Annotated in this window: 17 protein-coding genes; all 17 read right to left on the bottom strand. The window is 36.5% G+C overall.

Going from position 1 to position 14,914, the window contains the following annotated elements:
• Nucleotides 1-438 (bottom strand): peptidylprolyl isomerase, encoded by a 438-nt coding sequence (locus KGF86_RS05560; RefSeq protein ID WP_186869827.1) that lies wholly within the window; start codon nucleotides 436-438, stop codon nucleotides 1-3.
• Nucleotides 439-589: 151 nt separating this feature from the next.
• Complete coding sequence (gene lysA, locus KGF86_RS05555) at nucleotides 590-1,900, bottom strand: diaminopimelate decarboxylase (RefSeq protein ID WP_211741328.1); 1,311 nt, start codon at nucleotides 1,898-1,900, stop codon at nucleotides 590-592.
• A gap of 130 nt (nucleotides 1,901-2,030) precedes the next feature.
• Nucleotides 2,031-3,449, bottom strand: a complete 1,419-nt coding sequence (locus KGF86_RS05550) for a spore germination protein (RefSeq protein WP_186869962.1) — start codon at nucleotides 3,447-3,449, stop codon at nucleotides 2,031-2,033.
• 64 nt (nucleotides 3,450-3,513) lie between these two features.
• The gene (locus tag KGF86_RS05545) at nucleotides 3,514-3,942 is read right to left on the bottom strand and encodes a stage V sporulation protein AB (RefSeq protein WP_186869829.1); all 429 of its coding nucleotides are present in this window, start codon (nucleotides 3,940-3,942) and stop codon (nucleotides 3,514-3,516) included.
• Nucleotides 3,920-4,540 carry a stage V sporulation protein AA gene (locus KGF86_RS05540; RefSeq protein WP_211741586.1) on the bottom strand — a complete coding sequence of 207 codons (621 nt, stop codon included), beginning with the start codon at nucleotides 4,538-4,540 and terminating at the stop codon, nucleotides 3,920-3,922. The genes KGF86_RS05545 and KGF86_RS05540 overlap by 23 nt, the downstream gene beginning before the upstream one ends.
• A gap of 205 nt (nucleotides 4,541-4,745) precedes the next feature.
• Nucleotides 4,746-5,498, bottom strand: coding sequence for an RNA polymerase sporulation sigma factor SigF (gene sigF, locus KGF86_RS05535; protein WP_186869830.1), 753 nt, complete (start codon nucleotides 5,496-5,498; stop codon nucleotides 4,746-4,748).
• 12 nt (nucleotides 5,499-5,510) lie between these two features.
• Nucleotides 5,511-5,954 carry an anti-sigma F factor gene (spoIIAB, locus tag KGF86_RS05530; protein ID WP_186869831.1) on the bottom strand — a complete coding sequence of 148 codons (444 nt, stop codon included), beginning with the start codon at nucleotides 5,952-5,954 and terminating at the stop codon, nucleotides 5,511-5,513.
• Nucleotides 5,951-6,304 (bottom strand): anti-sigma F factor antagonist, encoded by a 354-nt coding sequence (gene spoIIAA, locus KGF86_RS05525; RefSeq protein ID WP_186869832.1) that lies wholly within the window; start codon nucleotides 6,302-6,304, stop codon nucleotides 5,951-5,953. Before spoIIAA ends, spoIIAB begins: the two co-directional genes overlap by 4 nt.
• 105 nt (nucleotides 6,305-6,409) lie before the next feature.
• Entirely contained in the window at nucleotides 6,410-7,591 is a 1,182-nt protein-coding gene (locus tag KGF86_RS05520; RefSeq protein WP_186869833.1) for a D-alanyl-D-alanine carboxypeptidase family protein, read from the bottom strand.
• A 126-nt stretch (nucleotides 7,592-7,717) separates the two neighbouring features.
• Nucleotides 7,718-9,022, bottom strand: coding sequence for a pyrimidine-nucleoside phosphorylase (locus tag KGF86_RS05515; RefSeq protein WP_186869834.1), 1,305 nt, complete (start codon nucleotides 9,020-9,022; stop codon nucleotides 7,718-7,720).
• 18 nt (nucleotides 9,023-9,040) lie between these two features.
• A complete protein-coding gene (locus tag KGF86_RS05510) occupies nucleotides 9,041-9,865 on the bottom strand; it encodes a purine-nucleoside phosphorylase (protein ID WP_186869835.1) in 825 nt (274 codons plus the stop codon).
• A gap of 16 nt (nucleotides 9,866-9,881) precedes the next feature.
• Nucleotides 9,882-11,057 (bottom strand): phosphopentomutase, encoded by a 1,176-nt coding sequence (gene deoB / locus KGF86_RS05505; protein ID WP_186869836.1) that lies wholly within the window; start codon nucleotides 11,055-11,057, stop codon nucleotides 9,882-9,884.
• Nucleotides 11,058-11,152: 95 nt separating this feature from the next.
• The gene (gene xerD, locus KGF86_RS05500) at nucleotides 11,153-12,043 is read right to left on the bottom strand and encodes a site-specific tyrosine recombinase XerD (protein ID WP_186869837.1); all 891 of its coding nucleotides are present in this window, start codon (nucleotides 12,041-12,043) and stop codon (nucleotides 11,153-11,155) included.
• A 3-nt stretch (nucleotides 12,044-12,046) separates the two neighbouring features.
• Nucleotides 12,047-12,253, bottom strand: a complete 207-nt coding sequence (locus KGF86_RS05495; protein ID WP_186869838.1) for a YqzK family protein — start codon at nucleotides 12,251-12,253, stop codon at nucleotides 12,047-12,049.
• Between the two features lie 180 nt (nucleotides 12,254-12,433).
• Nucleotides 12,434-12,904, bottom strand: coding sequence for a ferric iron uptake transcriptional regulator (gene fur, locus KGF86_RS05490; RefSeq protein WP_186869839.1), 471 nt, complete (start codon nucleotides 12,902-12,904; stop codon nucleotides 12,434-12,436).
• Nucleotides 12,905-12,978: 74 nt separating this feature from the next.
• Nucleotides 12,979-13,626 (bottom strand): stage II sporulation protein M, encoded by a 648-nt coding sequence (spoIIM, locus tag KGF86_RS05485; RefSeq protein WP_186869840.1) that lies wholly within the window; start codon nucleotides 13,624-13,626, stop codon nucleotides 12,979-12,981.
• Nucleotides 13,627-13,743: 117 nt separating this feature from the next.
• Complete coding sequence (locus KGF86_RS05480) at nucleotides 13,744-14,913, bottom strand: endonuclease Q family protein (protein WP_211741327.1); 1,170 nt, start codon at nucleotides 14,911-14,913, stop codon at nucleotides 13,744-13,746.
• Nucleotide 14,914: the final 1 nt, after the last annotated feature.

Here is a 14,914-nt window from a genome sequence, read left to right as displayed (position 1 = left end):
TTATTCAGAAAAAACTTTAACTTCTTTCATTACATCTCCATTACGCATAGCCTTCGCATGTTCAATACCAGATGTAACCTTACCAAAAACCGTATGCACACCATTAAGATGTGGTTGTGGTTCATGTACAATAAAGAATTGAGAACTTCCTGTGTCTCTTCCCGCATGGGCCATAGAAAGTGAGCCTTCTTCATGCTTATGTGGGTTATTATCGGTTTCACATTTAATCGTATATCCAGCGCCACCAGTACCATTACCGATAGGACATCCTCCTTGGCTTACAAAGCCTGGGATAACACGGTGAAATGTTAAACCATCATAGAAGTTTTCATTTGCTAATTTTTCAAAGTTAGCTACTGTTCCTGGTGCTTCATTTGGGTATAATTCAAATTCAATTTTATTTCCATTTTCCATTAAAATATAGCCTTTTTTAGACATCTATTCCATCTCCATTCATTTCGAAAACTATTATTACTTCATCATAATACCATTTCTATACGTTAAATTAAAGTTTTGACTCGGTTTAGGACCCAGTAGCTTAGCTAAGTCAACTTTTGGATAGTTGTTGTTTTCTATTAACACGATACAATCATGATTCATAAGAAAGGTCATGACTAATAATGTCCTCATATGTCTCTCTTTTAATAACTAATTTATCTTGACCATTTTCCACAAATACTACCGCTGCACGTTGGATTCGATTGTAATTACTTGCCATCGAGTAGCCATATGCTCCAGTTGATAGAATAGCTAATATATCTCCACTATTAACTTTAGGAATTGGTAGATCCCAAATTAGCATATCCCCTGATTCACAGCATTTTCCTGCGACAGAAACCACCGTATCGTTGGCGTCATTTGCCCGATTAGCAAGTAATCCATGGTACTTCGCTTGGTATAGTGCTGGGCGAATATTATCTGTCATTCCACCGTCCACTGAAATATAATCACGAACACCAGGTATGTGCTTCTGAGAACCGACGGTATATAAAGTAATTCCCGCATCGCCTACAATAGAGCGACCAGGTTCAATCCAAATTTCTGGTAATGGGATATCTAGTTGTTCACTATGCTCCTTCACTGTTTCAACTAGCTTCTCAACATAATGGTGGAGTGGAATTGGTTGATCCTCTTCTGTATAGCGAATACCAAATCCCCCACCTAAGTTAAGCACCTTCGGAATAAATCCATGAGAATCTTTCCATTCTGCTAGTTTATTAAATAGGATATTTGTTGCTGTAACAAATCTTTCTGTATCAAATATTTGCGAACCGATGTGACAATGTAGCCCTTTAAAATTCACATGTGGATTCTCAAGCAATAAATGAAATGCTTCATCAGCTTGTCCATTATGTAGATCAAATCCAAACTTAGAATCTTCATTACCCGTCATGATATACTGATGTGTTTTAGACTTAATTCCTGGTGTTACACGAATAATTACGTCCATTTTCTTATTATGGTGCTTCAGTATGCTCGTTAGTAATTCGATCTCAAAGAAGTTGTCCACCACCACACAACCAATATGATTCTCAACAGCCATTTCTAATTCGCGGGAACTTTTATTATTACCGTGTAAATGTATCTTTTCTGGGTTAATTCCAGCTTGTAATGCTGTATAAAGCTCCCCCTCAGAAACTACATCTACTGATAATCCCTCTTGTTTAATTACCTGTAAAATTGCAATAGAAGAGAAGGCTTTACTTGCATACGCCACTTGTGCACGTACCCCTAATTGTTTAAACGTATCAACAAATGATCTACAACGCTCCCGTATCACTGCAACATCATAAACATACAGTGGTGTACCGTATTTATTAGCTAACTCCACCGTGTCTACCCCACCAATTTCTATATGACCCAGACTATTTATCTGATATGGATATTGATCCATGAACATTTCCCATCACCTATTCATCTTTATTTGTTTGATAAGTAAAAATACTTATAAAAAATTTATCATAACCAGTCAAAAAACAAAAGGAATAAAATCAATTCACAGTAGCGAATCGTTTTATTCCTTACTCTAATTACTTATCAACTGGTTGTCGATATATATTTTTTGGATGGACTATACTAGGTCTAGTATTGGCAAAAGGAGTTGGAAACCTTAATATTGTTGTAAGCATTGCTTTTGGATTGAATGGAAGCAATGGCCAAAGATACGGCGTTCGCATAGACCGTAAACTCGCCAGGAACAGGATGAACAATGTTGTTCCGATTACATAGCCATATAATCCAAAGATTGCAGTAACTAGTAATAAGACGACTGTTGCTACCTTATTGGCAACACTCAATTCGTAACTTGGTGTTACATATGAACCAATAGCACTTAGCGATATATAGAGAATAACCTCAGGACCTAACAGCCCTACATCTATAGCAATCTGACCAATTAATACAGCAGCAATTAATCCCATCGCGGTGGACAGGGCAGTTGGCGTGTGAATGGCAGCCATCCTTAAAAACTCTATTCCAATTACTCCTAAAATAAGCTGTATTACAATTGGTATATTTCCATCCTCATTTGGTCCAATAAAGGAGAGTTCTCCAGGTAGAAGCGTTGGGTCAAGTACAAATAATAACCATGTCGGTACTAGGAAAATGGATAAAAAAATCGCTAAAAATCGAAGCCATCTAATGCAAGAGCCTATAAGTGGTGCCTGTCTGTGTTCCTCGGCATGCTGCGAATGATGAAAGAAGGTGGTCGGCACAATGATCACACTAGGAGAAGTATCCACGATAATGATTACATGCCCTTCTAACAGATGGTTTGCCGCTACATCTGGTCGTTCCGTGAACCGGACCAATGGGTATGGATTCCATCTCCGTTCGACAATATACTCTTCTAATGACTTTTCAGCCATTGTGATACCATCTATATCGATTTTTTCAATTTTTTTCCTTATTAAATCAACTAATCCATCATCTGCAATATCTTTAATATAGGATAAGCAAACATCCGTTTTTGATCTTTCTCCTACTTTTAACATTTCATTTCGCAATCGCTCGTCTCGTATTCTTCTTCTCGTTAATGCTGTATTTTCGATGATATTTTCCGTAAAGCCATCACGAGAACCTCGGATTACCCTTTCCGTGTCTGGTTCTTCCGGTGAGCGGCCAGGATAGTTACGAACATCAATTGCATATCCGAATCGCTCCCCATTCATTAACACAACGATTAATCCGGAAAGAACCTGGTCCACCACTTCATCCATCGTTTTAATTTCGGAAACTTGTTGATGAAGCAAGCGATTTTTAACAATCTCGGCTATTTTTCTCCGTTCTCTTTCCGTTTCATTTAAGTGGAGTAGTTCTTCAATAAGATCTTGTATGATCATACTGTCGATTAAACCAGTAACATAGTACAATTGAATTTCTGTTTTTAACACGGTTATTTCTCGAAACCCTACATCAAAAGAAGTCCCTACTCCAACTCTCTCTTTCATGTATCGATTGTTTTCTTTAATATTTGCTGAAACTGGTTGTTGACTCAATTGTAATCCTCCAATCTTATCTTACTAAGATTATCCATTGAAATAAGGAACCAACTATTTTTCCTAATACAACAGCCATCATGAGGGTAATAATTTTCTTATCCAGCCCTATGCGCTTAGATAATAATGGAAAAACATTCAACACTTCTGTCAATGCAGCTGCTAGCATACCGTTAAAAACGCCATGGAATGCCCCCCATATAACGAGCAAAATAACTGGATGGCTCCACGATATAGTAGCAAACGATAAATAAGTCCCAAACAAAGTTCCTAATACAACACAACCTGTATATACCTTTACCAGATGTAATGTTTTCGTAAGTTGAATTAATCTGGGAATAATACCTAGTACAGTTAGAAAAGCCACGAACCCACACCCAACAGCAAGTCCACTTGAAAAGCCAATTATGACCTCCATTGCATTAATGAGGATACTTTGGGTCATTTAATCTGTTCTCATAGTAATTGACATAATCATCAAGTGACTGCTGATATTTAAAGATTTCTACCTCTAAAGGGCTTGGCTCTTCATTAAAGCGCTTCTTAAACCAGTGATTAAAAAATAAAATCATCCCAATACCTAAACCAAATGAGTAAGGAATCTGAATCCATAATGGAAATTCATTCTCCTCTCCTGTTAGTAAATAATGTATTTTCTGCTGGACTGCCTGCATGCTTACATCATAATGAAAATTAATTATGGTCATGGCAGTTCCAATAAATAGTAGCAGCCATACTAAACAAACGACTATCATATTGGGATTCTTTTTGTATTTACTGATTCGAATGATGGTCTGCTCTGGACCAATTAATTGAATCTCTATATTTGGATAGTTTTCCGTTAAATGCTTTATAATCAAAAAACTATCGATAATAACAATTTCCTTATCTTTTTCCGTAACTCGATATATCCTTAATTCTTGTAATTTTTTAATTGCTTCATTTGAATTTGAGGATATATATGCTACATCTTTTAGCTTTAGTTCGATTGGATTCTTTATTTCTAATTTCTTTTTCATTCGTAAATAAACAATTCCATCCATTTCCTTCACCTCTGGGGAATCATTGAAGATACAAGTTAGTATTTGTTTAAACATGAAATATTATTAAATGGAAGTACAAATAGCTGAATATCCTTCACGATAATCTCATAAAGTATACAATTGTTTTAACGCTATCTGCTCTATTCCTTATTAAAAAGTAAAATTCAACTAAAAAAGCTGTAAGGGGTTTAGCCCCTCACAGCTTTTAAGGATCAATTTTACTTTTCATTTCAAACAATATTTTCTTTTCCAGTCTCGAAACTTGGACTTGCGATATGCCAAGCCTTTCAGCAACCTCTGATTGCGTCTTATCCTTATAATACCTTAGATACAGGATTAATCGTTCTCGTTCACTTAAACCGCGTATCGCTTCTTCTAACGATAATTTATCGAACCAATTGGAGTCTTGGTCAGCTATTTGATCTAATAAGGTAATCGGGTCACCATCGTTTTCAAAAACAGTCTCATGTATGGAATGAGGTGACTTCGCAGCTTCCTGGGCATGAACAACTTCCTCAGGAGAAATCTCTAATGCCTCAGCAATTTCGTTGATTGTTGGTGATCTTCCGAGTTGTTTCGTTAGATCATCTTTTTTCTTACGGATTTTATTACCAATCTCCTTTAATGAACGACTCACTTTCACACTACCATCATCACGAAGGAAACGTTGAATTTCACCGATAATCATCGGTACTGCATAGGTTGAAAAACGCACATCATAGGAAAGATCAAACTTATCAATCGATTTAATCAATCCAATACTTCCAATTTGAAATAGATCATCCGGATCGTATCCTCTATTCATGAAACGTTGAACAACGGACCATACTAATCGAATATTTTTTTCAACTAAATAATCACGAGCTTCTTTGTCACCCTGTTGACTTTTCAGAATATACGCTTTGACTTGTTCATCCGTTAATGCTTCATTCCGTTTATCCTGCTTTACATTAACCATAGGCATACATCCTTAATTATAAACCGTTTTACTTTTCGTTAACTGCTTTCTCATATGAACAGTGGTACCTTCACCTTGCTTGGATATAACTTCAACAGAATCCATAAAGTTCTCGATAATAGTAAAACCCATACCGGAACGTTCTAGTTCCGGCTTTGATGTATACAATGGTTGCCTTGCCTCATCGACATCATCAATTCCAATACCATAGTCGCGTATCGTTAATTCTATTTCACCATCATCATATACCTTACACGTAATGGATACTTTATGATTAGGGTCGTTATTATATCCATGGATAATCGCATTCGTCACTGCCTCAGAGACTACCGTTTTAATTTCAGTTAATTCCTCCATTGTGGGATCGAGCTGAGCCACAAATGCAGCAACGGTCACACGGGCAAACGATTCATTTTGACTAACACTAGAAAACTCTACATGCATTTCATTTCTCATGAAGCCACCCCCAACGTTTCTAATGCAAACATCTCATTCTCCTCTAAACGAATAATTTTGAACATACCAGACATTTCAAACAAGCGTTTGATAGAATGTGGTATCGAGCAAACAACCATTTGCCCTCCTAATTGCAGTACTTCCTTATATCTACCTAGAATAACACCTAGTCCAGAGCTATCCATAAAACTAACTAGTTCAAGATTTAAAATTACATGCTTAACCGGGCTATGGTAAAGCATGTCCTTCCATTGATCACGTAGGCCCTCTGCTTCATGATGATCCAGTTCGCCAGCTAAGCGAACAATAAGTACATCTTCTTTTACCTCAAATGTATAATCTAGACCCATTTTAATCCTCCTTACATTCCTTATGTAAGTACACATTCGTTGTGAAATGGGTAAATTCCTTCCTTGTAGACAAAAGAAGTAATATTTCTCCTAAACTAGAAGTAATTAGTCATATTTCGACAGCTTCTGAATGGAGCGTTTAAACAAGGTGAATAATGACGCCTTCTCGACATTCTCTTCAACAACAAGAGGTGTTTCAGAGATGACCGTTTCACCATTTTTAACTTGGAGCGTACCAACCTTATCGCCTTTCTTTAAAGGTAATGTAATAGCATCAAGCTTGACAGAGGTAGATAATTCGTCTACAGATTCTCCTTTTTTAAATAAGGTGCTAATGGATTGTGAGGCCACAACCGGAGTATTTCTATTCTCTGCTTTGAATAAATTTAGCTTTGTAATAGATTCTCCCTTTTCAAAGAGCTTTTTCGTTTCATATGTGTTAAATGCATAGTCTAACATCTTAGATACGCTTGCATTTCTTTCTTTTGGAGTCCCGGCCCCCATTACAACAGCAATAACCCGCATGTCACCCTTTTTCGCAGTAGCAGTTAAGCAGTACTTCGCTTCATTGGTGAAACCCGTTTTTAATCCGTCAACACCAGGATAAAAGCGAACCAGCTTATTCGTATTAACAAGCCAGAATTCGTTTTCAGTCCCTTTCCGTAAATAGTCTTCATATATAGATGTATATTCCGTAACGGACTCATGACTTAATAATTCTTTCGCCATCATTGCCATATCATATGCTGTACTATAATGATTTTCTGCAGGTAATCCAGTCACATTTTGAAACTGTGTATTCTCTAACCCTAGCTCTTTTACTTTATCATTCATCATTTTTACAAATGCTTCTTCACTTCCAGCAATTCTTTCGGCTAATGCCACACTTGCATCATTACCAGAAGCAATCGCAATACCTTTTAACAGGTCATTAACGGTCATCTCTTCGCCAGCTTCAAGGAAGATTTGTGATCCCCCCATTGATGCTGCATTTTCACTGACTCTTATGAGTTCATCTTTTTTCAATGTACCTTTTTCTATTTCCTCCATGATTAACAGTAATGTCATCACCTTCGTCATACTTGCAGGTGGTAATTTTTCATGGGCTTGTTTTTCAAACATAATCTTTCCTGTATCTCGTTCGATTAAAATGCCGGATTTAGCATCAGGAGCTAGATCAAATGACTCTTGTTTTTGTGAATCCCCTTTTTCTTCTGCTGCTACTGTAATCGTATAAAAAGAAAGGGTGAAAAATAGTAAACTAATCATTAGAACAAATTTTTTCATCGTGTTTAACCTCCAGCAATCAATATAACTCTAGGATTACCAAAATTAAACAGATTTATAATCAGGAAAAGATAAAATCTTAACAATAAATACGGGAAGTCCCTTAAGCGAGACTTCCCGATTAAACTATTCTGTAATCATTTCATAAATTAGCTTTGGTGCTTTCACATTTTCATCTGTAATGATGATACTAGACTTAATTAGTTCCACAACCGATGCTACATTGTCGATATTACAATGCATAGTAAGAAGTGGCTCTCCCTTACGTACGGGATCACCTACTTTTTTATGGAGCATAATGCCAGCAGCTAGATCAATCTCAGATTCCTTCGTTGCTCTCCCAGCTCCTAGCATCATAGCAGCAGTTCCAAGTTGGTCCGCAACGATTGTTTGCACTGTTCCAGACTGCTCTGCCGTTACCTCAATTTGCTTACGTGCTTTCGGTAGTAATTCTGGATTGTCCACAACAGTTGGATCTCCACCTTGTGAAGCAAGGAATGTCTTAAATTGTTCAAGTGCTTTACCATTAGATAGATTGTCATCAAGCATTTGTCTTGCTTCCTCAATATTGCTTGCTTTCTCTGCTAGTACAACCATTTGACTACCTAATACTAAACATAATTCAGTTAAGTCCTTTGGTCCTTTCCCGCTTAAGGTATCAATAGCTTCTTTTACTTCTAATGCATTACCAATAGCAAGGCCTAGCGGTTGACTCATATCAGAAATAACCGCCATCGTATTTCTGCCAACATTTTTTCCAATTGAAACCATTGCTTGAGCTAATTCCTTCGCATCTTCAATTTCCTTCATAAATGCCCCTGCACCGGTTTTGACATCTAATACAATGGCATCTGCACCAGAAGCAATCTTTTTACTCATGATGGAGCTTGCAATTAGAGGTATCGAGTTCACCGTAGCAGTTACATCTCGTAAACTGTACAGCTTCTTATCTGCAGGAGTTAAGTTCCCTGTTTGCCCAATAACCGCAACTTTATTTTTATTTACTAAATCGATAAATTCTTTATTCGTAATCTCTGTATGGAATCCAGGCACTGACTCTAACTTATCAATTGTACCACCTGTATGGCCTAGCCCACGGCCACTCATTTTAGCTACCGGAGCACCAACAGAAGCAACAAGAGGTGCTAGCACTAGTGTTGTGGTATCTCCAACTCCTCCAGTGGAATGTTTGTCTACCTTAATTCCTGCTATATCAGAAAGGTCGATCTGATCACCAGATTCAACCATAGCCTTCGTTAATAGTGCTCTTTCTGTTTCCGTCATATCCTGAAAATAGATTGCCATCATTAATGCACTAACTTGATAATCAGGAATGTCACCGCTTGTATAACCATTTACAAAGAAGTAGATTTCTTCTTCTGTTAGTTCTATTCCGTCCCGTTTCTTTTCGATGATATCGTACATCCGCATAGAATGTTCTACCTCCTGTTAGTTCAATGGTAATGTCTGAACAATTTTCTTCACGAATTGAAGAAAGTCTTGTTTCACTTTATCCGTAGTTTCAATCACCTCATGATGGGTTAAAGGTTGATCTAAAATACCTGCTGCCATATTTGAAATACAAGAAATTCCTAGTACCTTCATATTAGCATGATTTGCCACCATTACTTCCGGAACAGTTGACATGCCAACTGCATCTCCCCCCCAAGTTCTTAGCATACGCACTTCTGCTGGGGTCTCATAAGCAGGTCCAGTATTTCCTACATATACTCCTGTTTGAACCTTTAAGTCTAGTTCTTTAGCCGCTTCAAGTGCAAACTCGACATACTGTTTATTATAAGCGGAGGACATGTCTGGGAATCTCGCACCTAGTTGGTCATCATTCGGACCAATCAGTGGACTAGTTCCCATATTATTGATTTGATCGGTAATGACCATTAAATCACCAGGCTCAAAGCTTTCATTAATTCCACCAGCTGCATTAGTTACAATTAATGAAGTAATCCCAAGTTCTTTCATTACTCGAATTGGAAAGGTAACTTGCTGCATAGTATAACCTTCATAAAAATGAAAACGACCTTGCATTGCAAGAACTTGTCTTCCTTCTAACTGACCAATTACTAATTGTCCTTTATGACCTGATACCGTTGATTCTGGAAAATATGGAATTTGGTTATACGGAATAATAACAGGATTTTCAATCTCATCTGCTAAAACTCCTAGTCCAGACCCTAAAACTAATCCAATTTCTGGTGTAGTGGATAATTGACTTTTAATAAATTCATTCGCTTCTTTTATCTTTGAATATTCCATCTATACCTCTCCCTAATTAAATCTCTTTCAAAAAGCTCTTACCGTGCTCTGGTAATGTAACATTAAAATTATCAGCAATCGTTGCACCAATATCGGCAAAGGTTTTTCTAATTGGTAATTCCCTACCAACATCAATCCCTTTGTGATGAACAAGCAATGGTACATACTCACGTGTATGGTCTGTTCCATGATGTACAGGGTCATTACCATGATCCGCAGTAATAATTAATAAGTCATCATCCTTCAGTTTGCTCAATACTTCAGGAAGTCTAGCATCATATGCCTCTAGTGCTTCTCCATAGCCTTGTGGGTCTCTACGATGACCAAATTTCGCATCAAAATCAACCAGGTTTAAAAAGCTAATACCATGAAAATCCATGCTCATGGATTCTACTAATTTGGTCATACCGTCATCATTATCTACAGTTCGAATTGCTTTCGTTACGCCTTCACCATCGTAAATATCAGAGATTTTCCCAATGGCAATCACATCGTAGTTTTCATCCTTTAATGTATTCATAACGGTCTTACCGAAAGGCTTCAATGCATAATCATGACGGTTAGAAGTACGTTCAAATGCTCCAGGATTTCCAACAAATGGACGTGCAATAACTCTACCTACCATATATTTTTCATCTAATGTGAGTTCTCGAGCAATTTCACAAATGCGGTACTGCTCATCGATCGGAATAATATCCTCATGGGCAGCGATTTGTAATACAGAATCAGCAGATGTATAAACAATTAATGCACCAGTATCCATATGTTCTTTTCCAAGCTCATCTAATATTTCGGTCCCTGATGCAGGCTTATTGCCAATAATTTTTCTTCCAGTTCTGCTTTCTAATTCTTTTATTAACTCCGCTGGAAAACCATTCGGGAATGTTTGAAATGGTTGTTCAATATGTAATCCCATAATCTCCCAATGTCCGGTCATTGTATCCTTACCATTGGATGCTTCTTCCATTTTAGTGAAATGGGCTTTAGGCTTTACAGCTTTTTCAATTCCTTTAATTTCCCTTATATTACTTAGTCCTAATTCCGCCATATTCGGCATATGTAATCCATTCATATGCTCCGCAATATGTCCAAGTGTATCAGCACCTTTATCATTAAATTTTTCCGCATCTGGTGCTTCACCAATACCAACGGAATCCATTACTACTAAAAAAATACGATTAAATTCACTCATATTCTATAACCTCCCAATCTTATGTTGTCTAATTTTTGAATTTATATGTTTTTTATTGGTTGTATGATGTCAGACAACTTCCGTAAAAAGCAATCCTATGCTCGAGGGTGAAACGATTTATACATATCTTTTAATCTTGTTTTCGTTACATGTGTATAAATTTGTGTTGTCGAGATATCCGAGTGCCCAAGCATCTCCTGTACCGCACGCAAATCAGCACCATTTTCTAATAGATGCGTAGCAAAGGAATGTCTTAACGTATGTGGTGTTATATCCTTCGTGATATTTGCGTCTTTTGCTAGCTTTTTAAGTATTTTCCAAAATCCCTGTCGCGTCATTGGTCTACCATGCTGATTTAAAAATAAAATACTCTCATCTCTATTCTTTTTTAATAGATTAGAGCGAGCATATTTTAGATAATTTTCTATCGATTGCTCTGCCATATCACCTAATGGTACAATTCTCTCCTTTGCTCCTTTACCGAAGCATCGGACAAAGCCCATCGTTAAATGTAAATCATCTGTTTTTAGTGATACTAGTTCACTTACACGTAAGCCGGTAGCATAAATGAATTCAAGCATAGCCTTATTTCGAATATCTAAAGGAGTATTCCCTTTAATATCAAGGAGCTTGTCTACTTCTTCTATGGAAAGAACATCTGGAAGTTTTCTTTCTTTCTTAGGTGTTTCAATATGTAATGTTGCGTCATGATTAACCATTTCCTCACGCAATAAAAAATGGTGAAACTGACGGATGGCAGAAATAGTTCGCGCAATCGTTGCAGATGATTTCCCTTCATCCCTTAGTTTATAAAGAAATCCAACAATATCAGCTCTTGTAATCTCATTCCATGTACTATGTTTTCCTATACCCATATCTTTCGTATATCTACTTAAATCTCGTTTATAGGATTTTAACGTATTATCAGATAATCCTCGTTCAATTTGCAGATAATGAAAAAAATCATTATAGGCATGATTTAGCATTCTCTACTCCCCTAATCGAAAAAAGATATTTAAACGATCAATAAAGCTTTGTTCATTTTGGAATACTTTAACAGATGGACCTTCTGGAGTGTCATATCGATGAAACTGTTCATATTCGGAATGCATGACTTGCAAACCAAAATAAAATAAGCATGTACAAGCAACGAAGATTATAAATACCTTAACCGTATCCCATACCATCCTCTTCATATGGCATTCTCCTTTAATAAATACTAATAATAAAAGATATGCCAAAAAAGATATACTTTATACATACTAACTAGAAAACTAGTCCCATAAATTCATATGATGAACCTACTTATATAGTAACACGAAAAAATGACGATTAAAATTAAATAATGCCTTCTCCTATTTGAAAAGGCATTCCTATCATGAAGTAGACTTAGAAGCAGACTTGACAGTAGCTTTTTGACATACTTTACACAGGCCATGAAAGGTCAGTCGATGATCCTGTACTTGAAAACCCCACTCTTTTTCTACTATTTTCTCAACATCACCTAATAAATCTTCCATTATTTCCTCTACCGAACCACACTCAATACATACTAAATGATGGTGAAAATGCTCGGCTCCTTCTTTTCGTAGATCGTATCTGGAGACGCCATCGCCAAAATTAATTTTATCAATGATTTTCAATTCCGATAATAATTCCAATGTACGATATACGGTAGCCAAGCCGATTTCAGGTGCTTTTTCTTTAACCAATAAATATATATCCTCAGCACTCAAATGGTCCGCTTCCCGTTCAAGTAGTACTCTTACGGTGGCTTCGCGTTGTGGAGTCAGCTTATAGCTCTGTGCATGAAGTTGTTTCTTTATACGATCAATACGATGTTCCATGGCGATCTCCTCCCTCATATCCACCTTTAATTATATGCACACGTATAAAGGGTGTCAAAGTTTATTTGTTTTAACTATTCTGTGGCATATAGAGATTTAATATAGGATACCATGGCTTCATTTGCAACATAGGCTTCAATCAATGCTGGAATAGCAGATAATATCAGTAATATAGCAAATACAGAAGCATATTTTATAAATGGATGTAAAACTGGTTGTGAAAAGGACACCTTTCTAGCGAATAATTTATTCAATAATCCCAATGTGAATATCATAGAAAGACTTCCAGCAATGATATAAATGGGTATAACCAAAATATTTTGAGGTGCAATAGAAAATGTAGCTAACAAAAAGCCCTTTAACCCAAGCTGGTTAACAATAAATCCTACTGAAAAACCAACTACTAATCCCTTTAAAAATATTAGAATCCATACAATTGGCAAGCCAATTACCGATAAGCCTAGTATAAATAGAAGAAATAAATATCTCGCATGATATACATAACTTTCCTTTAATATATCATTATTAGCAATTGTATTCTCATTAGTTAAGTAACCAAAAAAACGTTCTACATAAAAGAAAAGATCTGTTCTCTGCTCAAACCCCATACTATTAACAACAATTGCCCCAAATATTATGCCGGTTAAAAATAATATAATCATAAAAATATAAATTGTCGCATGTGTTTTTAGATGATCCATTGCTAGTGTTCGTTTAATCATAGGAATCCTCCATTCACTTTCTTGTCTATATTAAAAGTTATGAGGGATTCCTGTTAAACATTCCTATCAAATCTATCTTTACAATAATATCTTTTATCATTCAACTAAACAGTAGCATTAGCTCTCGGCAACACTACCATATTTTCCTCCACCACCAGCAATGATAGCTAGTTTTCCTTCTCTCATTTGAATAATAGACTGTGCAATATGTTCTGGAACTACTTCTAGTAAGGTTTCATAAGGAACATGATGGATAATATTCATTTCCGTTTGAAAATGTTCTAATAATTTTTTATATGTTTTCGGCCCTAGCTTCGGTAGATATTCTAGTGGTACTTGATACATATATGGTGGACGTAGCTCTACTTCACCAGTATGATCGCTTAACTCGCCTATTCGATCCGCTACCCCTTTCACAATCTTTCTTGAACCACACTCTGGGCAAACAGTCGAATCCGAATCCAAATAATGAAGACATTGATCACAAACCGTCTTATGGTATTTACCAAGCTTTGGATTCATTCCGAAATTACGGATAATCTTTCGCCCTTTAATCTGGTGCAGGGCATAATTAAATTCTGTAAAAGACGGTTCACTCATTTGAATTTCCTGATATTCCCTACCAATTTTCGCTAATGAATGCGCGTCAGAATTGGTCAAATACGTATAGGAATGAAGTTCTTTGATTTGATCTGCCATATACGTATCCGAACTAAGACCTAATTCAATTCCATCTATTAAGTCTGGGTCAAAGACTTCGTTTAGCGATTGTTTAACCCCTTTACCATATAAGCTTTTATATGGTGTGAATACATGTGCTGGTATAAAAATTCCAGACAATTCTTTTACTTTGTATTGCAATTCCTTAGCTGAACCATAGTAGCGCTGCGAGCTTAACGTAATATTCTTCATTTTCGTTACGAGCCATTCCGAAAACTTCTCCATTTCTACTAAGCTTGGTAGAAAGCAAAGAACATGAATTGGACCTCGACAATTCTCGTCATATACTTCTATTTCAGAACCAAGGAGTAATGTGACTTCCTCAAAACGGATTCCACCGTCATTAAGTTCGTATGCTAGCTCTTGGTCTATCAGCTTTTTTAATTCCAACTGTACATTTGGTGATTGGCAATCAATTACACCAATTAACTGAATCCCTTTGTTCCGACTAGCCTCTTTTAATATATTCGTTATGGTTAAATTCTTGGAAGCCGTAATTTTAACTGGCTTATTAAAAATATCTCTTCCGATATGAATGTGCATATCGGCAAAATAGGATGGTAACATA

Source organism: Ornithinibacillus massiliensis (genome assembly GCF_018310345.1).
Lineage (GTDB): Bacteria > Bacillota > Bacilli > Bacillales > Amphibacillaceae > Ornithinibacillus > Ornithinibacillus massiliensis.
This window is presented reverse-complemented; position numbering and strand designations above follow the sequence as displayed.